Annotated in this window: 19 protein-coding genes; 9 read left to right on the plus strand and 10 right to left on the minus strand. The window is 64.3% G+C overall.

Features of this window, described 5'->3' with window-relative positions; all coding sequences use genetic code 11:
• The first annotated feature begins 189 nt into the window (after positions 1 to 189).
• Both ASD01_RS03370 and dusA read left to right on the plus strand, forming a co-directional pair.
• Positions 190 to 990, plus strand: coding sequence for a glycosyltransferase family 25 protein (locus ASD01_RS03370; RefSeq protein ID WP_051659134.1), 801 nt, complete (start codon positions 190 to 192; stop codon positions 988 to 990).
• A gap of 175 nt (positions 991 to 1,165) precedes the next feature.
• Entirely contained in the window at positions 1,166 to 2,257 is a 1,092-nt protein-coding gene (gene dusA / locus ASD01_RS03375; RefSeq protein WP_034788485.1) for a tRNA dihydrouridine(20/20a) synthase DusA, read from the plus strand.
• Positions 2,258 to 2,490: 233 nt separating this feature from the next.
• On the opposite strand, the gene ASD01_RS03380 is transcribed toward dusA, so the two are convergent.
• The gene (locus tag ASD01_RS03380) at positions 2,491 to 2,703 is read right to left on the minus strand and encodes a cold-shock protein (RefSeq protein WP_034788487.1); all 213 of its coding nucleotides are present in this window, start codon (positions 2,701 to 2,703) and stop codon (positions 2,491 to 2,493) included.
• 658 nt (positions 2,704 to 3,361) lie between these two features.
• Between ASD01_RS03380 and ASD01_RS03385 the strand changes: the two genes are divergently transcribed.
• Entirely contained in the window at positions 3,362 to 3,949 is a 588-nt protein-coding gene (locus tag ASD01_RS03385) for a J domain-containing protein (protein ID WP_034788490.1), read from the plus strand.
• Positions 3,950 to 4,166: 217 nt separating this feature from the next.
• Complete coding sequence (locus ASD01_RS03390; RefSeq protein WP_051659135.1) at positions 4,167 to 4,898, plus strand: LssY C-terminal domain-containing protein; 732 nt, start codon at positions 4,167 to 4,169, stop codon at positions 4,896 to 4,898.
• Between the two features lie 135 nt (positions 4,899 to 5,033).
• On the opposite strand, the gene ASD01_RS03395 is transcribed toward ASD01_RS03390, so the two are convergent.
• Positions 5,034 to 5,915 (minus strand): NAD(P)-dependent oxidoreductase, encoded by an 882-nt coding sequence (locus ASD01_RS03395; protein WP_060643551.1) that lies wholly within the window; start codon positions 5,913 to 5,915, stop codon positions 5,034 to 5,036.
• Between the two features lie 166 nt (positions 5,916 to 6,081).
• Here ASD01_RS03395 and ASD01_RS34365 point away from each other — a divergent pair, with 166 nt between their 5' ends.
• Positions 6,082 to 6,693 (plus strand): winged helix-turn-helix transcriptional regulator, encoded by a 612-nt coding sequence (locus tag ASD01_RS34365; RefSeq protein ID WP_234798741.1) that lies wholly within the window; start codon positions 6,082 to 6,084, stop codon positions 6,691 to 6,693.
• 325 nt (positions 6,694 to 7,018) lie between these two features.
• Here the strand turns inward: ASD01_RS34365 and tyrS are convergent, their stop codons facing one another.
• Together tyrS and uvrB are read right to left on the minus strand one after the other, a co-directional pair.
• On the minus strand, positions 7,019 to 8,281 hold the full coding sequence (gene tyrS, locus ASD01_RS03405) for a tyrosine--tRNA ligase (protein WP_051659136.1): 1,263 nt from the start codon (positions 8,279 to 8,281) through the stop codon (positions 7,019 to 7,021).
• Between the two features lie 604 nt (positions 8,282 to 8,885).
• Positions 8,886 to 11,867 carry an excinuclease ABC subunit UvrB gene (uvrB, locus tag ASD01_RS03415; RefSeq protein ID WP_034788499.1) on the minus strand — a complete coding sequence of 994 codons (2,982 nt, stop codon included), beginning with the start codon at positions 11,865 to 11,867 and terminating at the stop codon, positions 8,886 to 8,888.
• A 251-nt stretch (positions 11,868 to 12,118) separates the two neighbouring features.
• On the opposite strand from uvrB, the gene ASD01_RS34370 reads away from it, so the two are divergent.
• On the plus strand, positions 12,119 to 13,123 hold the full coding sequence (locus ASD01_RS34370; protein WP_082566463.1) for a FecR domain-containing protein: 1,005 nt from the start codon (positions 12,119 to 12,121) through the stop codon (positions 13,121 to 13,123).
• Positions 13,124 to 13,291: 168 nt separating this feature from the next.
• Here ASD01_RS34370 and ASD01_RS03425 read toward each other — a convergent pair whose 3' ends face one another.
• Both ASD01_RS03425 and ASD01_RS03430 read right to left on the minus strand, forming a co-directional pair.
• The gene (locus ASD01_RS03425; protein WP_034795272.1) at positions 13,292 to 15,463 is read right to left on the minus strand and encodes a CHASE2 domain-containing protein; all 2,172 of its coding nucleotides are present in this window, start codon (positions 15,461 to 15,463) and stop codon (positions 13,292 to 13,294) included.
• Between the two features lie 6 nt (positions 15,464 to 15,469).
• Positions 15,470 to 17,224 (minus strand): adenylate/guanylate cyclase domain-containing protein, encoded by a 1,755-nt coding sequence (locus ASD01_RS03430; RefSeq protein WP_034795269.1) that lies wholly within the window; start codon positions 17,222 to 17,224, stop codon positions 15,470 to 15,472.
• 256 nt (positions 17,225 to 17,480) lie between these two features.
• On the opposite strand from ASD01_RS03430, the gene ASD01_RS03435 reads away from it, so the two are divergent.
• Both ASD01_RS03435 and ASD01_RS03440 read left to right on the plus strand, forming a co-directional pair.
• Positions 17,481 to 17,978: a GNAT family N-acetyltransferase gene (locus tag ASD01_RS03435; protein ID WP_034795266.1), complete on the plus strand. Its 498-nt coding sequence runs from the start codon at positions 17,481 to 17,483 to the stop codon at positions 17,976 to 17,978.
• A gap of 73 nt (positions 17,979 to 18,051) precedes the next feature.
• On the plus strand, positions 18,052 to 18,567 hold the full coding sequence (locus ASD01_RS03440; RefSeq protein ID WP_034795249.1) for a GNAT family N-acetyltransferase: 516 nt from the start codon (positions 18,052 to 18,054) through the stop codon (positions 18,565 to 18,567).
• A gap of 67 nt (positions 18,568 to 18,634) precedes the next feature.
• Here the strand turns inward: ASD01_RS03440 and ASD01_RS03445 are convergent, their stop codons facing one another.
• The gene (locus ASD01_RS03445) at positions 18,635 to 19,078 is read right to left on the minus strand and encodes a TIGR02594 family protein (protein WP_034795245.1); all 444 of its coding nucleotides are present in this window, start codon (positions 19,076 to 19,078) and stop codon (positions 18,635 to 18,637) included.
• A 482-nt stretch (positions 19,079 to 19,560) separates the two neighbouring features.
• Here ASD01_RS03445 and ASD01_RS03450 point away from each other — a divergent pair, with 482 nt between their 5' ends.
• Positions 19,561 to 19,914: a DMT family protein gene (locus tag ASD01_RS03450; protein WP_034795307.1), complete on the plus strand. Its 354-nt coding sequence runs from the start codon at positions 19,561 to 19,563 to the stop codon at positions 19,912 to 19,914.
• Between the two features lie 86 nt (positions 19,915 to 20,000).
• Here the strand turns inward: ASD01_RS03450 and ASD01_RS03455 are convergent, their stop codons facing one another.
• The 3 genes from ASD01_RS03455 to ASD01_RS03465 all read right to left on the minus strand — a co-directional run bounded on the left by ASD01_RS03455 (position 20,001) and on the right by ASD01_RS03465 (position 21,748).
• Positions 20,001 to 20,636 carry a TerC family protein gene (locus ASD01_RS03455; RefSeq protein WP_034795244.1) on the minus strand — a complete coding sequence of 212 codons (636 nt, stop codon included), beginning with the start codon at positions 20,634 to 20,636 and terminating at the stop codon, positions 20,001 to 20,003.
• A gap of 120 nt (positions 20,637 to 20,756) precedes the next feature.
• Positions 20,757 to 21,347: a hypothetical protein gene (locus ASD01_RS03460; RefSeq protein ID WP_034795242.1), complete on the minus strand. Its 591-nt coding sequence runs from the start codon at positions 21,345 to 21,347 to the stop codon at positions 20,757 to 20,759.
• Positions 21,348 to 21,358: 11 nt separating this feature from the next.
• Positions 21,359 to 21,748, minus strand: coding sequence for an acyl-CoA thioesterase (locus ASD01_RS03465; protein ID WP_034795240.1), 390 nt, complete (start codon positions 21,746 to 21,748; stop codon positions 21,359 to 21,361).
• Positions 21,749 to 21,799 lie beyond the last annotated feature (51 nt).

Raw genomic sequence — 21,799 nt, forward strand, 5'->3', positions numbered from 1 at the left:
CGTTGTGACGCGGTGCGATCCGTGGTAGCTCGTCGCGCAGTTGTACGAATCCCGATGATGCGTTCGGTTACCCTGCCGTTGATTTCGGAGCGTTTTTTCGCAGTTCCTTGGATCGGGCGCGATAGGCTGACCAAGCGGCGTGCGCTTTCGGCCCACACACGTCAAGATGGAAGGAAGCAAGGGGTATCCATGCGCTGCCTGGTGATCAATCTCGACCGTTCCCCTGAGCGACTGATCCACATCGGAAGCCAGTTTTCCACCTTCGGCCTGAATTTTGAGCGCGTGGCTGCCGTTGACGGGCGAGAGCTCGATGACGCCGTGTTGGCGATGCAGCCGGTGTCGAAGCAGTGGAAGAGGATGAACAAGGCTGAAATCGCCTGCTTCATGAGCCATCGGAAGTGCTGGGCCATCATCGCGGAAGGGAGCGATGCCTATGGCGCGGTAATCGAGGACGATGTCTTCTTTTCCCCGAGCGCAACCCAGGCGCTGTCGTCATCGGATTGGATCCCGGCCGAAGTGGGCCTGCTGAAGATCGAAACTTTCCGGCAGAAGGTGTTTCTCAGCCGTGCCCGTGTGCTCGCCGATGCCGGGCGTACGATCCATGCATTGCGGGGATGCCATGTCGGCACGGGCGGCTATGTCATCTCTCGGGACTATGCAAAAAGACTGCTTGAGCTTTCGGAAGGGGCGTTTCCATGCCCTGTCGATCATTTCATGTTCGACGATGAGGTGCCGCGGCCGGACGACTGCCGCATTCATCAGCTCTATCCGGCCGTCTGCATCCAGGGCATGCTTCTCGACAGCGCCGACCCGGCGCACGGAAGCACGATCCGCAAGCCGGCCGGAGCAGCGGCTCGCGTGAAGCTGAAGCTCAAGATACATCAGAAGCTCTGGCGCGAGTGCAAGCGACTGTCACTGCAGGTGGCGGCGTTGCCGCCGTTCCTCTTGCGCAGCATTCGCTACCGCTGGACGACCGTTCCCTTTGGGTGACGGGTCGCGTTGCTGAGGCCTCCTCGTTGCCTCTCATTGCCGTAGGTGTCTAAAGCTCGCTTTCTTCGGCGTCGCGTTATATAAGCCCGGCAACACTAGATAATGCCTGCTGGCGGCATGCGCGAATTTTCGGCGCTGCCCTTGCCGCGGCCATTGAACAAGAGACGCACGAAAGATGACTGAGACCGCAGGAAAAGCTGCGCGCACTAAGGCGTATTTCAACGCACCGGTCTTCGCCGTTGCGCCCATGATCGACTGGACGGACAGGCACTATCGGTTTTTCGCGCGGCAGCTATCGAAGCATGCGCTGCTCTATACGGAAATGATCGTCGCCGAGGCGATCCTGCGGGGGGACAGGCAGAGGCTGCTCGGCTTTGACGTATCCGAGCATCCGGTGGCGCTGCAGCTCGGCGGTAACGATCCGGCGAAGATGGCGGAGGCGGCACGGATCGCCGAAGGCTTCGGCTATGACGAGATCAACATGAATGTCGGCTGCCCGTCGGACCGGGTGCAATCCGGCACGTTTGGCGCCTGTCTGATGCAGGAGCCGCAAACGGTGGCCGCCTGCGTGGCGGCGATGAAGGCGGCGGTAAAAATCCCGGTTACGGTCAAGTGCCGTATCGGGGTGGACGACCAGGATCCGGAAGTGGCGTTGCGCACGCTCGTCGCGCAGGTGATCGATGCCGGCACGGACGCCGTCTGGGTGCATGCCCGCAAAGCCTGGCTACAGGGCCTGAGCCCCAAGGAGAACCGCGAGGTCCCGCCGCTCGACTATGGCCTCGTGTATCGGCTGAAGCAGGAAAATCCCAATCTTTTCATCGGTATCAACGGCGGTCTTCAGACCCTGAATCAGGCGCGTGAGCAGCTTCCGCATCTGGACGGCGTCATGCTCGGCCGCGCTGCCTATCACGACAGCGCCATGCTGACAGCGGCCGATCGCCATTTCTCGCATCCGCTGACTGGCGCCAAGCCAATCGTCGAAGACGGCGCCACCTTCTCAGAGCGCGGCCATCGTCTCGATCTTGATTTCTGGGCGGAGGTCCGCGACGCCATGGCCGATTACGCCGCCGCGCATATCGCCAATGGCGGCCGGCTGATCCATGTGACCCGCCACATGGTCGGCCTGTTCCAGGGCTGGGCGGGTGCGCGACGCTATCGCCAGATCCTGTCCTCCGATGCGACCCGCCAGGGCGCGGGGCCGGACGTAATCCACGCGGCCTTCGACGCGGTCTTCGAGGCGACGGCGGCGAAGCAGGCGGCGGAGTAGGCGGTCGCCGAGTGTGCGGGCGCCCGCGGGGCGTTCGAGGGTAAGTGCCGCAGACCTCTCGGTTTGTCGTCCTCGAGTTCGCCCGAGCGCTCATTGGGCCGCGCGTTCGGCGCAGGCTTTGCTGCGTCGGGAGAAGATAGCGCCTCTCCTCGGGTCGAGCGCAAGCCCCAAACGAAAACGGCGCCCCTTGCGGAGCGCCGTTTCCAAATGAATGTCCGACTGGACGATCCGGCTTAGGCAGCCTGGATGTTGACGGCCTTCGGGCCCTTGCCCATGCGATCCGGCTCGGTGTCGAAGGTGACCTGCTGGCCGTCCTTGAGCGTAGCGAGGCCAGCGGCCTGAACGGCGGAGATGTGTACGAACACGTCCTTCGCGCCGCCATCCGGCGTGATGAAGCCGAAGCCCTTGTCCTGGTTGAAGAATTTTACGATGCCCTTGGTGGCCATGGAAGAAGTCCTTTTCCTTCAGTCAATTTGCGTTGCCCGCGCCCCCTGGGGGATGTGGGCATCTCGTCTTCCGCTTGCAAGCGGAAAGGCGTCGAGTGGTCACGATATCGGGGAAAAGACGTCTACGGTGCCGCTGCCGGCGGTCCCGACACAAGGCCGGGCGCAGTTGAAAGTCCAGTCTCCGGGATAGAAATCGCCCGAACGGGGCAAGAAGTGACAGGATTTGCAGAAAAAGGCAAGCGCCTTGTGCGCCGCGGGAAGCCGTCCAGCCTCTGTCTTTGCAGGGCTTTGGCCCGTTCTCGACCGTCGCTTTCCGGGCAGGGAGAAAAATCGGGGACGGCCGGTTTCCGGACACAATTTCGTCCCGACCGCGACCGAACGTGCGCGCCGCCAACGGGCGTTTGCGTTTTGGGGGCGGACTGCCGGGGGGAAGGCTTGCACCTCTCCATAACACTTGCGCATCCCCGGGATAACGCGCAGGTTTTACTGAAGGTTGGTTCCGTCTTGGCCGCCGATGGCGTAGCCAGTGGCGCAGACGGGCGGCCGCGAGGACGGACGAAGTATCGCCGTGCGGGCGAAGTATCGCCGGGGCTGAATTGGTGAGAGTGCGCCGGCCAGGTCTTGCTGGTGGCGAGAGTGACATACGGAGAGGGACAGCGTGATCGACCCTTACGAACTGCTTGGACTGGAACGCGACGCCGACAATCAGGCGATCCGCAACGCCTATCGCAAGGCGGCGAAATCCGCGCATCCGGATTCCGGCGGCGATCCTGAACAGTTCGCGCGACTGCAGGTGGCCTATGAGCTGCTCAAGGATCCGGTGCGCCGCAAGGTCTATGACGACACCGGTTACGATCCGCAGCTGGCCGACGCGCGCGATCTCAAGGGCCTGATGATGCTGGAAACGCTGGTCAACGAGTTCATCCTCGACGAGCGCGAGCCCGGCAGCTTCGATCCTGTCGCCGCGATGCGGCGCAAGCTTTCGGACGATATCGTCAAGAGCCGCTTCCATATCCTCGAACTCGAGCGCCACCGGGCCCGCGTGCGCAAGCACCTCGACCGCCTCGGCCGCCGGCCGGAGACCGACGTGCTCGGCTCGATGCTGCGCGCCCGCTCGCGCTCGATCGCCGAGGCGATCAAGAGCACCGACGAGCAGATCAAGACGATCGAGCAGGCCTATGAAATGCTGGAGGGGTATTCCTACGAGCTTGAGGCGCTGGAGGTGAAGGCGCACGCGGCGGAGTAGGCGGCGCCGTCTCGACTTTGCCTGTGGTAAGTACGCCGGGACGACGACGACACCCGTGATCCGGACACCTGGCTGTCGGCCGGCGCGATCGGCGGCGTTGATATCACCGACGTTCGCCTTTGTGGCACCGCTGTGCAGTCGCCTCCATCGGTGCCATAGTCTTCGTCTGTGTCCGATAGCCGGGACTCTGCCATCGTCTGGAGCGAAGGAGAGTGGCATGAGCCGCTCACACATGCGTGCAGCCGTTTTCCTGCTGGCGACCATGCTCGCCGCCTATCTCGCGGTCAGCTATTTTCTCGTCCCGGAACTCTGGGTCTTCCGTGATTCCAGGCGCAGGGTTCCGCTCAATCCCATGGTAACGTCCACGGAGCAGGGTATTCCCGGCGACCCGATCAATGTCGGGCTGGTCGGCTCCAAGGAGCAGATCATCCGCGCCTTCGCCGCGGCCGGATGGGACGCCGCCGACAAGGTGACGCTCAGGTCCTCGGTCGATATCGGCCTCAGCGTCGTGCTCGACCGGCCGGATCTCGACGCGCCCGTCAGTCCGCTGTTCTATGAGGGGCGCAAGCAGGACCTGGCCTTCGAGAAGCCGGTCGGCCACAGCGCCGACCAGCGCAACCATGTGCGCTTTTGGCAGACGACCAAGCCTGTGGAGGGCAGCGGCCCGCTCTGGCTCGGTTCGGCCAGCTTCGACCGCGGCGTCGGCCTCAGCCACGATACCGGCCAGATCACCCACCACATCGGCCCCGATCTCGATGCCGAACGCAATCTGGTCATCGACGACCTCGACAAGGCCGGGCAGGTGGCATCGACCTATGAGATCCCCGGCGTCGGCGCCACCACATCGGGTCGCAACGGCGGCGGCGATCCTTACTTCACCGACGGCAAGACCTTGGTCGGAGTACTCAAGCCGGCAGGCGAAGGGGGCGGTGCGGAGGCCGCGAAGTGAGTGCGCACCGCCGCACGCGGAGCAAGGACGCGGCAGGCGCAGAACGCGGCGATGGATCAAAGGCTTAAAGCGCAAATCTGAAAGATTGTGGCGCGGGGCGGCACAGCGGACGGCGCGCGCCCCGTCACCTACGCGTTACGGACGCCCCATGAACAGCGACAACGATGCAAAATCGTCGTGCAGGTGGCCGGCGTCGATGGCACGGCGGAAGATCGCCTCGTAGCCGTCGGTGATCGTCCGGTCGATGCCGCGGGCGGCCATCAGCTCGACCAGATGGTGGAAGGCGCCATAGTGCGGCGAGACCGAGGAAAGCGTCTTGTCGTCGGCCGCATAGCGCCCGGCGGCGCTGCGCTTGATCAGGTCGGCGACGAGGCCATTGATGACAGGCGCCGTCGCCGACCATTGCTTGCCAAGCGTTTCGAGATCGATCGCCTCGGCGCGGCAGACGGCGATCGATTGCAGCGCGCCGAACAGCGCGCCCCACATCAGGGCGAGCACCGCGCTGTCGAGCGCGTTGGCAAGGCCCGGATCAGCGCCGATATGCTGCACATTGCCGGCGAGCGCGCCGAGCACTGCGCGGCTTTCCTCAAACGCCGCGGCCGGGCCGGAGATGAGCAGCGTGCCCGCTTCGGTGCCGATGAAATCGGGCGTCGCCAGGATCGCACCGTCGAGGTAGCGGATGCCATGCCGCCCGGCCCAAGCCTGCACCTCGCGGGCGCCATCGGGCGTGCCGGAGGTCAGCTCGATGATCAGCTTGCCCTTGAGGGTGCCAGTGACGTCAGGGTCGCGCAGCAGGCTCTGCGTCGCCTGGTAGTCGCTGACATTGACGATGACGATGTCGGAGGCTGCGACGGCGTTGCGTACGCTGGCCGCCACTTCGGCTCCGGCTGCGGCGAGCGGCGCGGCCTTTGCCGGCGTACGGTTCCACACCGTCGTCGGGTGCCCGGCCTTGAGCAGCGCATGCGCCAATGCCGACCCCATCCGCCCCATTCCCAAAACGCTGATTGCAGGTTGCATATCCAGTCTCCATATCCTTGGTGCGGGATCGGCGCTCGCTACGCGCATCCCGCTTCGCTTGTTCGAGGCGACGCATTTGTCGTCGCGGCTGAGACGTAAGACGGGACAATCGGGTCGCAATACGCACGCGCGGGTAAGTGGTTACCCCGGCGTAAGGGAGGATGACGTGACGGATGCCATGGAAAACTGCGGTTTCATGACCGCGCTGCGGGCGATCGAGGGCAAGTGGAAGGTCGATATTCTCTGCGAACTCGGCAAGGCCGCGCGCCGCTTCGGCCGCCTGCGTCAGGCGATGCCCGCCATCAGCGAGAAGATGCTGGCGCAGCAACTGCGCGAACTGGAAGCCGATGGCCTCGTCAGCCGCACCACCTATCCGGAAACGCCGCCAAAGGTGGTCTATTCGTTGACCAAACGCGGTGCCGCGCTGAACGTGGCGGCGGATGCGCTCTGCAAGTGGGGCGAGGAGTTTGGCGACGACGCAGGGCAGGTCGAGGCGAGGGCGGTTGCGGTGGGCTGGTCGCCGCGACGTCGGCGTGGCCGTGGGCGGGCTCACTTTCGAGCGGCGTTGGCGCCACGATGCCGCCCGCCACAGCCCCGATGTGTTGTCCGGGCCGTTGGAGCCGCGATCTTGGCGGCTGCAGCCCCGTCCATCTCTGCTCGTCACAGGGATCCCGTACCAATGCGGCCGCACGGCGGAAAACTGCGGCGGCTCGTTCCGGCAAACTTTTTGGCAGTAGGCCCTTCGCGCCGCAGACGCGGCGCTGCTGGACTCCTGTGACAGGCACAGGAATGAGGGCGGTCGGGTAATCCCGGCACTTCTTCGGCCAAGGTGGTTCGCTGCGAGCCGATTTCATAAGAGCGCCGCCGGTTACCGTCGTCACGCCCAAGCCACGATTTCTGCGGCTGCATCATCTCCACCCTCATCTCTGTGCGCGTCACAGAGATCCAGCTGCCGCGCGTCGGCGCGGCAGGAGATGCCGAGCCAGCGCACACAGGCGCTTTGGTTTGCCGACGCATCCCCCGCGCCGCAGATGTGGCGCGAGGAGGGTCCAAAACAAGCGCCGGGTCGAGGGCGGTGAGGCTGTGGTCGTAGCGGAGAACCGCTACTTCACCACCACATGGCGCTTCTTGCCGAGCGAGAGCCGCAGCGGGCGCCCGGCGACGGTCAGCAGTCCGTCGCCATCCTCGACGACCTCGCCGTCGATGCGGACGCCGCGCCCTGAGATCGCCCGCCGCGCTTCGCTCTTCGATGCCGCCAGCCCGGCCCGGACGAGCAGGTCGATCAGCATCACGCCGGCAGTGCGCTCGGCGTCGTCGAGTTCGACGGTCGGCAAGCCCGCGGCGGCTTCGCCTTGCCCGAAAGCCTGCCGCGCCGTCTGCTGTGCATGATCGGCCGCTTGCCGCCCATGCACCAGTGCCGTCGCCTCGTTGGCAAGCCGCTCCTTCACCGCATTCAGTTCCGCACCCTCGGCGCGACCGAGCCTTTCGATCTCGTCGATCGGCAGTTCGGTGAAGAGTTTGAGGAAGCGCACCACGTCGGCATCCTCGGCGTTGCGCCAGAACTGCCAGTAGTCGTAGGGCGACAGGCGGTCTTCGTTGACCCAGACCGCGCCGGCCGCTGTCTTGCCCATCTTGACGCCCGAGGCGGTGGTCAGGAGCGGCGTGGTCATGCCGAAGACTTCCGCGCCCTCGATCCGGCGCAAGAGATCGACGCCGCCGACGATATTGCCCCACTGGTCGCCGCCACCGAGCTGCAGCCGGCAACCGGTGCGGCGAAACAGCTCGAGGAAATCGACCGCCTGCAGGATCATGTAGTTGAATTCGAGGAAGCTCAGGTTCTCCTGTTGCTCCAGCCGCGTTTTCACGCTGTCAAAGGAAAGCATGCGGTTGACAGAGAAATGTTTGCCGACGTCCCGGAGCATGTCGATCCAGGCCATCCGGTCCAGCCAGTCGGCATTGTTGACCATGACCGCGTCGGACGGCCCGTCGCCAAAGGTCAGCAGCCGCTCGAACACTTTGCGGATGCCGGCGACATTGGCCGCAATCTCGTCTTCTGACAGCATCGGCCGTGCCGCCGAACGGAAGCTGGGATCGCCGATCCGGGTGGTGCCGCCGCCAATCAGAACGATCGGCTTGTGGCCGGCCTGCTGCAGACGCCGAAGCGCCATGATCGGCATGAGATGGCCGACATGCAGACTGTCCGCCGTCGCATCGAAACCGGCATAGACAGGCACGACGCCGGCCGCAAAGGCGCCGTCGACGCCCGCAAGATCGGTCACCTGGTTGACATAACCGCGCTCAACCAGCGTCCAGGTGATCGCGGAACGCGGCTCAAAGGCATCGGTTGGATTGTCGGAATGGGTCATCGGTACTCTCCATGGCTATGCCGCCAGGGAGCACTGAACAAAACAAAGCCGCCTGACGGCGGCTTGTTTCAAGGCATGATCGAAACGCGCCGCTCCCTATGGAGACGTCGCATAATAGTTGGCAGCGATGAGCGCGGTCTTGATCATGAGGGTGGTTGTAGCGGGGAATGGGGGAGGCGGCAAGGCCAAGGTTCCCTGCGCCACCGCGAGTACGTCGGAGTTGGCCGGGGCGCTCTCCGAGAGTTTTGAAGATCGCGGACTATTGTGCCCGGCCGACCGTCATCTCAATCAACTTTTTCTAAAGCTTCCACCGGCCGCCGAAGTGAGCGACAACGAACAACAGGCTGAGCTGCATCGTCTTGAAGGCGCCATAACCTAGCGCCGAGATTATCAAATAAAACAGGATTTGGTGTTCGGCGACGGTAAGCGTGTGGTGGCCGGGCAGTTCACCTGCAATGAAACGCGATATCACAATGCCGGCGAAGACTGGCCCGATTGACAACATGCCGACAACGGCAGCGGCGCTTCCCCATCGATCAGTTCGCGGAGATTGATCCGGCTTGCTCAGCGTTCGTCATGCAAACCACTCCATCGAAGTTCTACCTCACCGCCCCGGCCGCCCCGTCTTGCCCTTCGTCCGCCCCTTCTGCCGCTTCTGATCCACCGGATCCTCATAGGAGCCGACACCCGGTTTCGCCCGCGTGACGATCGGTTTTTCCGGGACGTGGCCGATGACTGGCTTTTCGGTGCGGCCGACGGTCATTTCGTCCAGCGTGTTCCGGCGGAACAGCGATTTGTCCGCGCCGGCGGGTGTCGCGACGTCGCGGCCCATTTCGTCGAGGTCGGGCTTGCGGAACAGTGGGGTCTCCGTGTCCGTGCCTGGGCCCATGTCGTCGAGGGACGGCTTCTGAAATAGGGATTTGTCGTCGGTGGATTTGGATCCTCGGGTCGAGCCCGAAGATGACGTCGAGGAGCCGGACCGCTTGCCACCCTCCTGCGACCGTGCCTCTTCCCGCGCCATCGGGTCGTCCATCGCGGCGAGTTCGGCGGCCTTGAGGCGTTTGATCTCGTCGCGCAGGCGCGCGGCCTTTTCGAAGTCGAGGTCGCCGGCGGCGTCGCGCATCTGTTTTTCCAGCGCGTTGAGGTGCGCCTGCAGGTTGTTGCCGACGAGGTGGCCGCCGTCGGCGAAACCCTTGCCGGCGACGCCGGAAATGTCGGCGCGGACGTGGTCCTTCTCGTAGACGCTATCGAGGATGTCGGAGATCTTCGCCTTCACCGATTCCGGGGTGATGCCGTTGGCCTCGTTATAGGCCATCTGCTTTTCGCGGCGGCGGCTGGTTTCGTCCATGGCGCGCTGCATGGAGCCGGTGATCTGGTCGGCATAGAGGATGACCTTGCCGTCGACGTTGCGGGCGGCGCGGCCGATGGTCTGCACCAGCGAGGTCTCGGAGCGCAGGAAGCCTTCCTTGTCGGCGTCGAGAATGGCGACGAAGCCGCATTCGGGGATGTCGAGGCCTTCGCGCAGAAGGTTGATGCCGACGAGCACGTCGAATGCGCCGAGACGCAGGTCGCGGATGATCTCGATGCGCTCCAGCGTGTCGATGTCGGAGTGCATGTAGCGCACGCGAATGCCCTGTTCGTGCAGGTATTCGGTGAGGTCTTCTGCCATGCGCTTGGTGAGCACGGTAACGAGCGTGCGGTAGCCGGCGGCGGCCGTCTCGCGGATTTCGCCGAGCACGTCGTCGACCTGGGTTTTCGCCGAGCGCACTTCCACCGGCGGATCGATCAGGCCGGTCGGGCGGATGACCTGTTCGGCAAAGACGCCGCCGGATTGCTCCAACTCCCAGCTGCCGGGCGTCGCCGAAACGGCGATCGTGTCGGGGCGCATCGCGTCCCATTCCTCGAAGCGCAAGGGGCGATTGTCCATGCAGGAGGGCAGGCGGAAGCCGTATTCGGCAAGCGTCGCCTTGCGGCGGAAGTCGCCTCGATACATGCCGCCGATCTGGCTCACGGAGACGTGGCTCTCGTCGATGAACAGCAGCGCATTGTCGGGGATATATTCGAACAGCGTCGGCGGCGGCTCGCCGGGATTGCGGCCGGTGAGGTAACGCGAATAGTTCTCGATGCCGGCGCAGGAGCCTGTCGCCTCGAGCATCTCGATGTCGTAGCGGGTGCGTTGCTCCAGTCGCTGGGCTTCGAGCAGGCGGCCGCCTTTTTCGAGTTCCGCGAGGCGATGCACCAACTCTTCCTTGATCGCCTTGATGGCGCCGTTCAGCGTCGGGCGCGGGGTGACATAGTGCGAGTTGGCGTAGATTTTCACCGACTTCAGGTCGCCGGTCTTCTGGCCGGTGAGCGGATCGAACTCGGTGATGGCGTCGATCTCGTCGCCGAACATGGAGATGCGCCAGGCGGCATCCTCCAGGTGGGCCGGGAAGATCTCGATCGTATCCCCGCGCACCCGAAACGAGCCGCGCTGGAAGTCCATGTCGCGGCGCTTGTACTGCTGCGCCACCAGGTCGGCGAGAAGCTGGCGCTGGTCGAGCCGGTCGCCGACGCTCATCTGGAAGGTCATGGCGGTGTAGGTCTCGACCGAGCCGATACCGTAGATGCAGGAGACCGAGGCGACGATGATGCAGTCGTCGCGCTCCAGCAGCGAGCGGGTGGCCGAGTGGCGCATGCGGTCGATCTGTTCGTTGATCGAGGATTCCTTCTCGATAAACGTGTCCGAGCGCGGCACGTAGGCTTCCGGCTGGTAATAGTCGTAGTAGGAGACGAAGTACTCGACCGCGTTGTCCGGGAAGAAGTTCTTGAACTCGGAATAGAGCTGGGCGGCGAGCGTCTTGTTGGGCGCGAGGATCACGGCGGGGCGCTGCGTCGCCTCGATCACCTTGGCCATGGTGAAGGTCTTGCCCGAGCCGGTGACGCCGAGCAGCACCTGGCTGCGCTCGCCGGAGTTCAGGCCCTCGACCAGATCGGCGATCGCCGTTGGCTGGTCGCCGGCCGGCTGGTAGTCCGACGCCATGCGGATTTCGACGCCGCCCTCGGATTTCGGTGGGCGGGCAGGGCGATGCGGCGTCCAGAGCTTGCCGTCCTTGAACAGCGGGTTGCCGCTCTCGATCAGCGCCGAAAGCGCCTCGACGGTGGCGGTGACGCCCGAGGTGGAGGTCAGCTTGGCGGCATCTTCCAGCGAGACGTCGAGGCCGGCCACCGGATTGAGGCCGGCGGCGGCGCGGGTCTTCGGGTCGGTCGAACCGCCCATGGAGGTGCCGCGCGCCGACTTGCTGCCAACGATCTCGACCTTGCCTTTCTTGCCCGCCTTCTTCGGCTGCGCCTCGTCATCGGCGCCCGCTGCCTTGCGCGCCGCCTTGGAGGCGGCGATCTCCACCGTCTTGCGGTGCTTGCCGGCCTTGGAGGCGATCTGGCGTTGGGTTTCGAAGGCCGAGGCTTCCGCGTCCGCCTCAAGCTGCTTCACCCAGTCGGAAACATTGCCGGAAAGCGGCGTGCCTGACAAAGGCGCCTGCGGCGCTTCTTCGAAACCGGACGGGGTGGAGGGCTTCGGCGGGGCATTCTTCGGAGCTTTGGTCATGGCGGGGAATATGGAGAGAGTCCGGCCGAAAGTGAAGGGGCGAGGGAGTACAAAAGGGCAACATTTCGCCCCGGTTGCCGAAGTCGATTCCGGCGCCGTTTGCGCCTTGAATCGCGGGCTTCAACCAAGGCGGGTCGGATTCCTGTCGCATTGTAACCCTTACGGTTGCGGGCCTGACGCAGCGTTACCCCGATTGGGCGAGAAGACAGCCAAGCCTGCCGCGTGATAACAATAGTTCTTTGGAGGGTGCCATGTTCTGCTTGCGTGGTGCCGCACTTGGGCTTTGTGCCGTGGTCCTTGGTCCGATGTCCCTGTTTGCCGCCGAACCGGTCGGCAAGGCAGTGGAGATCCGGACAGCGGTCAACGGTGCGCGGGGTGCGATTGCGGTCAGAGACCCTGTCTACAAGAACGAACGGATATCGACATCGAAGTCCGGGCTCGGGCAGTTCGTCTTCGAGGACGGCACCAAGCTTGCCGTCGGCTGGGGGTCTTCCGTCGTCATCGACAAGTTCGTCTATGACGACAAGAAGTCGGTGAAGAAGCTGACCATCATGGCCGCCAAGGGCACGTTCCGCTGGATCAGCGGCAAATCCGGCCATTCCGCCTATGAAATCGTCACGCCGGCCGGCACCATCGGGGTGCGCGGCACCGCCTTCGACTTCTTTGTCGGCCCGGATGGCACCACCGCCGTGGTGCTGCTCAGCGGCGCGGCGGATTTCTGCGGTCCAGGCGGCTGCCGGCAGCTGACGCAGCGCTGCGATTGCGTCGTCGCCAAGCCTGGCCGGAGGGCCACCGAACCGAAACGGGTAAGCCGCACGACGTTGAAATCCCTCGGCAATGCCCAGGCGCTGCCGTTCCTCTCCGGAGGTCAACGCCTGTCCGGAGCGATCGGCTGGGTGGGCGGCGGTTGCGGGCTGCGCGCGGCGCAGTTCGAGGGCACCACCCGTACCATCCCAGAGCAACCGGCTCGCGTCGAAGAAAAGCCGCGTGAAGAGAAGCCGCCGCCGGAAGAAAAGCCCCGGGATCCGGGCCCGCAGCCGGAGAACCCCGGCGATCCCGGACCGCAGCCCCAGAACCCGGGCGATCCCGGCCCGCAGCCGCAAAACCCGGGTGATCCCGGGCCGCAGCCGCAAAACCCGGGTGATCCCGGGCCGCAGCCGAACAACCCCGGCGACCCAGGACCGCAAGACGGCGGTGGCGGCGATCAACCGAGCCAGGATCAGGGGACGCAGGATCAGGCCCCAAGCCACGATTGAAGGGGCGGCGAAGGCTTTGCTGGCGCGCGCCTGATCTCAAAGCCGAGCCGGTGCGCCTTGCCGCCTTCCTCTGGCGAGCCGTGTTTCTTGAAAACTGCACTAAATCAGTAGGCTGCGGTCGTTTCCGCATGTGCTCTGCGAGGTGGCTTTCGGCTGCCGTGGGCAAGATCATTCGGCAGGACGCTTGGTATTCTCGTCGGTGGTCTGCGCGAAATGGTCGGCGCGGCGGCCGATCCGGGCGTAGAAACCGGCGAGTGCCGGCGTCAGCGCCGCTGCCTTCAGCTTGGCGGCGTTGACGATGCTGCGGCTGGTCTGCGTCCGAGCGCCGAGTGCGGCGACCAGCCGATCGTGCAGGCCGCGCAGATCCGCGAAGGCGGGCGAGGCAGCGAGGTTTTCGTCGCCGGCGACGGCATAGACCCGCGTTCGCGTCGTCTTGCCCTTGAGCCCGAGGGAGCCGGCGTCGAGCATGGCATGGTCCGGCAGAGCCTGGGCGGTCGCCTCGGACACCAGAATGTCGATGTTGACGTCCTTGCAGGCCGCTTCGATGCGCGCGGCGATGTTCACGGTGTCGCCGACGGCGGAATAGTTGAACCGCGTCTCGGCGCCCATGTTGCCGACGCAGGCAAGCCCGGTATGGATGCCGATGCCGATGCGCACTTCCTGATCGGCGCCGAAGCCGAAGGCATTGTCGGCGTTCAGCCGCGCCAGCGTCTCGCGCATGCCAAGCGCTGCACGCACTGCCTTTTGCGGATGGTTGGCGACGTCGACCGGCGCATTCCAGAAGGCCATGATCGAATCGCCGATGAACTTGTCGAGCGTGCCCTCGTTGGCCAGCACATGCCGGCTCAGCGCATCGAGCAGCGTGTTGAGAAAGGCGACGACCTCGGTCGGCGTCATGCGCTCGCTCATTTCGGTGAAGCTGCGCACGTCGACGAACATCACGGTGAGCTCGCGATCGTCGCCGCCGAGGCTGAGGGCATTGCGCGTATGCTCGATGCGGTAGAGCAGCGACGGCGAGAGATAGCGGCCGAAGGCCTGCCGCACCTCGCGGCGTTCGCGATCGGTCACCAGGAAGCGGTAGGCAGTGGCCGCGAAATGGGTGATCGAGGCGGCGAGGATCGGCGCCAGCGGATCGAAAAGCCGTCCGCCATAGTAGAAGGCGATCCAGGAGGCGACCAGCGCCAGCGCCGTCACTGCCATGCCGCAGACGAGTGCGACCACGGGGCTGACGAAGGTGGTGAGCAGCACCAGCAACGTTCCGGCGAGCGCGATCGAGAGGATTTCGAGCCCGTTCGCCCAATCCGGGCGCGAAAGATAGCGACCCGACAGGATCTGCTCGACGATCTGCGCGTGGATCGAAACACCGGGCACGTTCTGGCCGAGCGCGGTGGTGCGCACATCCTGCAGTCCGGCCGCCGAAGTGCCGATAAAGACGATGCTGCCTTCGATGCCGGCGCGGATATCCGGCGAAGGCTCGCCGTCGGCGAGAATGCGGCGCGCCGAGATATAGCGTTCCGTCGTGTCCGGCGTGACAAAGAGCCAGACCTCGCCGGTCGACATCAGCGGTACGACGAAGTCGCCGATCTTGACGGCGGTCAGCGTGTTGGCGACGTCTGGTGCGGCCGCCAGGACATAGGTCGAAGCACCCTGGGCCACCCGCAGGGCCTCCATGGCCAGGCTCGGATAGAACTGCTGGCCGTCGCTCAGGAATAGCGGGGCGGTGCGCACCACCGCCGAGGACGAGCCGGGATTGAGGCTGATGTGGCCGAGGCCGGCGGCATTGGCCTCGAGCTGCGGCCTGAGCGGCGTCGCGGCCCGCAGGCGCGGCGGCGCTTCGTTGGCGCTTTCGCCGGTCAGGGCAAAGCCGGCCTTGACCGGCGGCAGGTAGCTGCCCTCGTTGGTCAGGCCGAAGCCGAGAACCACGGGCTTGTCGCGGATCGCCTCGGCGAAGATCTCGTCATTGTCCGGCAGGGCGGCAAGGAAGGACGGATCGACGCCGCCGACATCGCGCACCACCGTGCGCGGCGACAATCTGTCCGGCTCGGCAAAGAGCACGTCGAAGGCGATCGCGGCCGCACCCATCTCGCTCAAGCGGTCGGTCAGCTTCGCCAGCCGATCGCGCGGCCAGGGCCATTGGCCGAGCTCGCGCAGCGACGCCTCGTCGATGTCGATAATCTTGACCGGCATGGGCTCGAAGCGGCGCGGCGCAATGCGCTGGTATTCGTCGAAGGTGACGTCGCGCGCCTGGCGCAGCAACTGCGGATCTTGGGCGCGCAGAATGGTGAAGAACGCCACCACCGTCATGCCGATCAGAACCCCGAACAGTTGCGATCGTGTCATGGCGGCCTACGGAACCATGGGCAGGCCCGCCTTGACGAGCCCGTCGTTGAAATGCGCGTGGTCGGCAGGATCGACATAGGCGGTAAAGAAGCGCCAGTAGCGCGGCACGTCGCTCGGTGCGTTGGCGATCGCTTCCGGAAGAAGCTTGCGCGCCTCATCGATGCGGTCGAGCTGGCCGAGACAGGTGATCAGCATCACCAGGTTGAAATAGGTGCGGCGCAAGAGCAGCGCCCGTTCGGCGCAGCGCAGGGCTTCGTCGTAGTTGCCGAGATGGTAGTGGGCGAGCGCCATGCGGTTGAGGAAGAGATAGGTGAGCGGATCGTGCGGGCTCAGCCGCAGCGCCTTGTGCAGCGGGTCCAGCGACTCGGCGAAGCGGCCGATATAGATGCGCGCCCAGCCGAGCGCCATGTGGGCGAGCGCGAAGTTGGAGTTGATGTCGATCGCCTGTTGCGCTTCCTCGACCGCGGCGTGCGGCCGCTGGGCCGCGAAGTTGGCGAGACACATGACATAGTGACAATAGGGGTCGTGATCGTCGATCACCACCGCGCGCGCGGCCTCCGCCTGCAACTCGGCGCTGTCGCGGTCGATGTCCTTGCTGAAGCCGAAGAAGCAGCGGGCAAACAGCGAGCGGGCGAGCATCATGTGCGCGCGGCCGAATTCCGGATCGAGGGCGATGGCGCGGCGCTGCCATTCGATCGCCTCGTCGAAATGCACGGCGGAATCCTGCGCGTTGTGCAGCAGGGTGCCGCGCATGTGGCATTCATAGGCGCCGAGATTGTCGGTGCCCCGCAATTGCGCGCGCCGGTTTTCGCCGATCAGGATCTCCGGCTCGATTGCCGCGACCACATGCTGGGTGATTTCGTCCTGAATGGCGAAGAGGTCGGCGAATTCACGCTCGTAGCGCTGCGCCCAGAGGTGGTTGCCGGTCTCGGCCTCGATCAGCTGGCCGGTAACGCGCACCCGCGAGCCGGACCGGCGCACGCTGCCTTCGACGATGTAGCGCACGCCGAGATCCCGGCCGATCTGTTTGACGTCGACGGCGCGGCCCTTGTAGGCGAAGGAAGAGTTGCGCGCGATGACGAAGAACCAGCGGTAAAGCGACAGTGCGGTGATGATGTCCTCAGTCAGTCCGTCGGCGAAGAAATCCTGCTCGGGATCGCCGGACATGTTGACGAAGGGCAGCACCGCAATCGATGGCTTGTCGGGCAGGGAAAGCGGCATGCCGGGCAAGTCGCCGCCCGCCGGGTTCTCGCGCCACTCGACGCGGTGGACCAGGACCGGACGCGGTATGTTCTTCAGCGCGCGCTCGCCGAGGCGCTGCATCGGAAACTCGAGCTTGCCTTCGATCTGGTCGTGGAGCGCGCCGGAAATGCAGATGTCGTTCGGCTGCGCCACCTGCTGGAGCCGGGCGGCGACATTGACCCCGTCGCCGAGCAGATTGCCGCCGTTGACAACCACGTCGCCGAGATTGAGGCCGATGCGGAACTCCATGCGCCTTTCTGGCGGTAGGTCGGCATTGCGGCGCTGAAGGGTTCGCTGGATGGCGACCGCCGCCCGCACGGCCTGCACGGCGCTCTGGAATTCCGCGACCAAGCTGTCGCCGGCCGCGCCGAAGACGCGGCCCCCGTGCTCCGCAGCAAGGCCGGAAATCGTCTCGCAGTAGGTGGCCAGGGTCGCAAGCGTGCCTTCCTCGTCGGTCGCGACAAGGCGACTGTAACCAGCGACATCGGCAGCAAGGATCACGGCGAGCTTCCGTTCCAAGGCGGCGGGCCCCTCCTGCGGCATCTGGTCAGAAGGAAATTAAGCGTAACTTAAATTAGAAAGTCCGAGAAGCGTAAATCGCCCTGATCGGGCCTGAAGACGCTGCTCAAAGCGTAAAAATGCTCCACGCGGCTTCTACGCGAGATTGTACTCGCCGGTGCTTCCGCGGAGCGGCCGATTGTGCAAGGTTCGCGGCCTTCATGCCGCCGCGCTTGGTTCAGGCCGGCAACCTCTATCGCGCTCGGGATCAACAGTGATGGCGCCTTTTTCCATTCGCCGGCTCACCTCCAGTGATGCCGAGGCCTATCGGGCAGTTCGGCTAGACGGCCTGCTGAAGCATCCTGAAGCCTTCGGTTCATCTTACGAGGATGAGGCCAGCCGGCCGATCGAGGTCACAGCGGAACGGCTTGATAGCGGCTTCGTCCTCGGCGCCTTCGATAGCGATGAAAAGCTCATGGGTGTTGCTGGCCTCGCGATCCAGACGGCGACAAAGGCAAAGCACAAGGGGACCCTCTGGGGCATGTATGTCTTGCCAGAGGCACGAGGAACCGGGCTATCGCGTTTGCTCGTCGACGGGATTATCGCCGAAGCGCGGGGCAAGGTGGAGCGGCTGTTGCTGACTGTCGTCTCGTCGAACGCTGCTGCCCTCAACCTCTACCGGAAGGCGGGATTTGTCGAATACGGCCTGGAACAGCGCGCGCTGCGGGTTGACGATGCCTATTTCGACGAGATGTTGATGGCGTTGCCGCTTTAAGCGGCGTGGTGGTCAGCCAGGGAACACGCAGCGGGGTCGACGCGGCGCAGTGCGGCGGTAGGATGGCGCCATCATGCCGCTGATTCGACCCACACGCGAAAGCGACCTTTCTCTTCTGCCCGCCATCGAGCGCTCCTCGGGCGAGGTGTTCCGCACCGTCCCCGAGCTTGCCTGGATTGCCGATGACGACGTGCAATCGGCAGAAGCTCATCGCGAATTCCTGCGCACCGGACTATCGGTGGTAATGGTCGACGCCTCCGATCGGCCGATCGCTTTTCTTTGCGCTACGGTTGCCGACGATGCCATGCACATCTGGCAGCTTGCCGTCGAGGCGGAACGTCAGGGGCAGGGGCTTGGGCGCACGCTGATGCTGGCGGCAATCGCGCATGCGCGCGTGACGTCACGCGCCGCCGTCACGCTGACGACGTTCCGCGATCTTGCCTGGAACGAGCACTTCTATTGCAAGCTCGGCTTTGTGACGCTCGATGCGGGCGAACTCGATCCGCGTCTTGCCGAAATCCTTGCCAACGAGGCGGCGCACGGGCTGCCGGCAGAGCGGCGCTGTGCCATGCGGCTGAAGCTCGCTTGAGGGCGCAAGCCAGCATTCCGGAAAGCCGGCGCTGAAAGAAGCTCGCTCGGGCGCGGTTGTGGCCGCGCTACCGTCTGATGGCGACCACCTGGCCGCGTGCGAACTGCGAGACCCTGACGCCGCCGGACTGGTTGCCGCCGATCAGCTGGGCCGTCGATTTCGACAGCATGGACAGGATGCCGACGTGATAGCCGCGGCCGGTGCGCACGACGACGACGTCGCCGGGACGGGCATAGGAGAGCTTCACGGGCGCGCCAAAACGCAGCCAGGAACGGGCGATGCCGAAGCTCTGCGGCGGACTGCGCCCGGCCTTGCGGGCGACCATGCCCATGAAGTGGCCGCACCAGGGGGTGCGGGCCGGGTTGATGCCGAGCGCTGCACGAAGGGTCTTGTTGTTCTTGACCTCGTGCAGGCCCTTGTATTGCTGCGCCTGGGCAAGCATGCCCGCATTGGCGAAATCAGGTGTCAGTAGCGCGACATAGGCAGCCGCAAGAAACGCCAGGACCTTCATGGTCAGGTCTCCTTGACAAGTTGCTTGGTGCGAACGGTCGGGGCGGCCTGGCAATCGCCGGCATGGCACCCGGTTGCTCAACGGTTTCCAATGTTGGGCGGGGAGATATCAGCGGACGCGCGCGTGCAGGCGTTGAAAACGCCGCATCAGGCACGCCGGCGAACCGCGGCAGAACGCGGAGCCAGCTTCACGGCAACTGCCGTTTCGAAGTGTGGTATTCCCCTGTCTGCCCCGTCGGGCAGCAAAGCTTCATTCACCATGCGCCGGTGCAAAATTGTGGCAAAACCCGTAAAATATTAGGGCAGGGATTGCTAATCGCCGAAATAGCTGATGCGAAACGGCGATTCGCCGCGTCAGACATCAAAAAAATAGTGGGTCGGTGCCTTCCAAGGCAGGTCTTTACGCCGGAGAAGCGGCGGCACTTGCGCGCTTACGGGGCGGCGGCGCATCGTCTCAACGTGATTCGCACGCCGAGGTTCTTCATGTCGTTCACCCTTTCTCCGGCCTATCTCTGGCCCGTTCTTCTGCTCCTGATCTCCAACGTCTTCATGACCTTTGCCTGGTACGGGCACCTGAAGTACACGTCGTCGCCGCTTTACATGGCGATCGTCGCCAGCTGGGGCATTGCCTTCTTCGAATATTGCCTGGCGGTGCCGGCAAACCGCATCGGCCACCAGGTCTATTCGGCGGCCCAGTTGAAGACGATGCAGGAGGTGATCACGCTGATCGTCTTTGCAGCCTTCTCCGTCTTCTGGCTGAAGGAGTCGATCGGCTGGAACCATCTGGTCGGCTTCGCGCTGATCGCGGCCGGTGCTTCCTTCATCTTCAAGGGCTGACGCACCCCCAACGGACACAAAGAAAAAGGCAGGGCGTAAACCCTGCCTTTTCAGCGAAAAGCGGTTTGTCGTCGGCGTTGCGGTAACTACATCACCGCCGCCACGGCCGGGGCCAGATGCGGCCAGACCTCGACTGCGCCGCGATAGATCATGTCGAGCGCGACATAGAGGATGATCACGAGACCGATATAGGCGATCCAGTGATAGCGGTTGAGCAGCCGGGCGATAAAGCCGGCGGCGATGCCCATCATGGCGATCGAAAGCGCAAGGCCGATTACCAGGATCGTCGGATGTTCGCGGGCAGCGCCGGCAACAGCGAGCACGTTGTCGAGCGACATCGAGACGTCGGCGACGACTATCTGGATGGCCGCCTGCATGAAGGTTTTCCTGGGCGCCTCGGAGCCTTGTCCGCTTTCGCCCGCAGCGTTTGCTGCCTGCTGTTCGCGAATTTCTCGCCACATCTTCCAGCAGACCCAAAGCAGCAGGATGCCGCCGGCGAGCAGCAGGCCGATGATTTCGAGCAGTTGCACCGTGACGCTGGCGAGCGCGATGCGCAGCACCGTGGCGGCGATGATGCCGACGAGAATGACCTTCTTGCGTTGGTCCGTCGGCAGGCCAGCGGCGGCAAGACCAATCACGACGGCGTTGTCGCCGGCGAGAACGAGGTCAATGACGATGACTTGAAGAAGCGCCGCCAGGCCGGCAGCGGTAAAGATTTCCATGATGCAACAGTCCCCCGACCTGCATATGCGAGATATAGATATGACTAACGGATAAAGCACTGCCGTGCCGCTGGATCAAGACCAATGGACGGAAATCCTCAACGACGGCCCTGCCGCGTCTCAATCGAGAAGATCGAAAGCCCGGTACATCCAGACGAGCTGGTAGGCGACGGCTGCGACGACGAAGACCGCGTGAAAACGGCGGTTCGGGGTCCAGGCGGCGGCAATGCAGAGCAGGATGTAGGCGGTGTTGCGCGCCGGGTACTCAAAGCCGTAGGACGCGAAATAGGCCTTTCCCTTCAACGCGGTGTCGACGAGATCGACGGCAAAGGCAAGCGCCAGGGCACCAAAGAACCAGGCCCGGCGCGACATGAAATAGTGTTCGTAGTCGCTGTAGTCGTCGAGCGTCGTTGGAAACAGCATGACGCAGAGAAAGAAGAAGACGCAGCAATAGAGGACGACGAAGAGGTAGACGCTGACATCGATCACCGCCAGCGAATGCAGGTGGAACTCCCACCACCAGAAGTGCACGAGGAAGACGAACATGAACAGGACCCAGCCGAGGTGGATCCAGTAGACGCGCGTCTTGCCGGGATGCTGGACGAAGAGTGCAATGCCGCTCAAGAGCCGAGCGAGGCTCAGGCTGACGATCATGCCCATGACGACGCGGATATGCGAGAAGATCTCCGGGTCGGTATGGGCAGGCTCCATACGCCGCGCTCCTATTCTTCCGCCGGCACCGGCTTCGGTTTGCCGTTCTCGTCGAGCGCGACCATCACGAAGATCGCGTCCGTCACCTTTTCCATCAGATGCGAGAGATAACGCTGCGCCCAGGCTTCGACCTTGAGCGTCATCGAGGTGCGGCCAACCTTGAGCACGTCCGTATAGATGCAGAGCGTGTCGCCGATCTTGACGGGCAGCGCGAAGGCCATTTCCTTGACAGCCGCCGTCACGACGCGGCCGCGGGCGCGTTCTGCCGCGCGGATGCCGCAGGACAGGTCCATCTGCGCCATCACCCAGCCGCCGAAGATGTCGCCCGCCGCATTGGCATCGCCCGGCATGGCGAGCGTGCGCAAGGTGAGTTCGCCGGTCGGTCTCGTCTGTTCGGTCATGCAGCCTGTCTCCCTGTTGGAGACAAGATGTAACCCGAGCGCACTTGTGGA

The organism is Ensifer sp. Root423 (genome assembly GCF_001426275.1).
Classification (GTDB): Bacteria; Pseudomonadota; Alphaproteobacteria; order Rhizobiales; family Rhizobiaceae; genus Ensifer; species Ensifer adhaerens.

Bases quoted from the DNA above. Each gene is read 5' to 3' on its own strand.
- ASD01_RS34370 (WP_082566463.1), top strand. From the start codon at position 12,119: ATGTTCTGCTTGCGTGGTGCCGCACTTGGGCTTTGTGCCGTGGTCCTT.
- ASD01_RS03390 (WP_051659135.1), top strand. From the start codon at position 4,167: ATGAGCCGCTCACACATGCGTGCAGCCGTTTTCCTGCTGGCGACCATG.
- ASD01_RS03380 (WP_034788487.1), bottom strand. From the start codon at position 2,703: ATGGCCACCAAGGGCATCGTAAAATTCTTCAACCAGGACAAGGGCTTC.
- ASD01_RS03395 (WP_060643551.1), bottom strand. From the start codon at position 5,915: ATGCAACCTGCAATCAGCGTTTTGGGAATGGGGCGGATGGGGTCGGCA.
- tyrS (WP_051659136.1), bottom strand. From the start codon at position 8,281: ATGACCCATTCCGACAATCCAACCGATGCCTTTGAGCCGCGTTCCGCG.
- ASD01_RS03460 (WP_034795242.1), bottom strand. From the start codon at position 21,347: ATGGAGCCTGCCCATACCGACCCGGAGATCTTCTCGCATATCCGCGTC.
- ASD01_RS03440 (WP_034795249.1), top strand. From the start codon at position 18,052: ATGCCGCTGATTCGACCCACACGCGAAAGCGACCTTTCTCTTCTGCCC.
- ASD01_RS03425 (WP_034795272.1), bottom strand. From the start codon at position 15,463: ATGACACGATCGCAACTGTTCGGGGTTCTGATCGGCATGACGGTGGTG.
- ASD01_RS03455 (WP_034795244.1), bottom strand. From the start codon at position 20,636: ATGGAAATCTTTACCGCTGCCGGCCTGGCGGCGCTTCTTCAAGTCATC.
- ASD01_RS03370 (WP_051659134.1), top strand. From the start codon at position 190: ATGCGCTGCCTGGTGATCAATCTCGACCGTTCCCCTGAGCGACTGATC.
- uvrB (WP_034788499.1), bottom strand. From the start codon at position 11,867: ATGACCAAAGCTCCGAAGAATGCCCCGCCGAAGCCCTCCACCCCGTCC.
- ASD01_RS03450 (WP_034795307.1), top strand. From the start codon at position 19,561: ATGTCGTTCACCCTTTCTCCGGCCTATCTCTGGCCCGTTCTTCTGCTC.
- ASD01_RS03465 (WP_034795240.1), bottom strand. From the start codon at position 21,748: ATGACCGAACAGACGAGACCGACCGGCGAACTCACCTTGCGCACGCTC.
- ASD01_RS03445 (WP_034795245.1), bottom strand. From the start codon at position 19,078: ATGAAGGTCCTGGCGTTTCTTGCGGCTGCCTATGTCGCGCTACTGACA.
- dusA (WP_034788485.1), top strand. From the start codon at position 1,166: ATGACTGAGACCGCAGGAAAAGCTGCGCGCACTAAGGCGTATTTCAAC.
- ASD01_RS03435 (WP_034795266.1), top strand. From the start codon at position 17,481: ATGGCGCCTTTTTCCATTCGCCGGCTCACCTCCAGTGATGCCGAGGCC.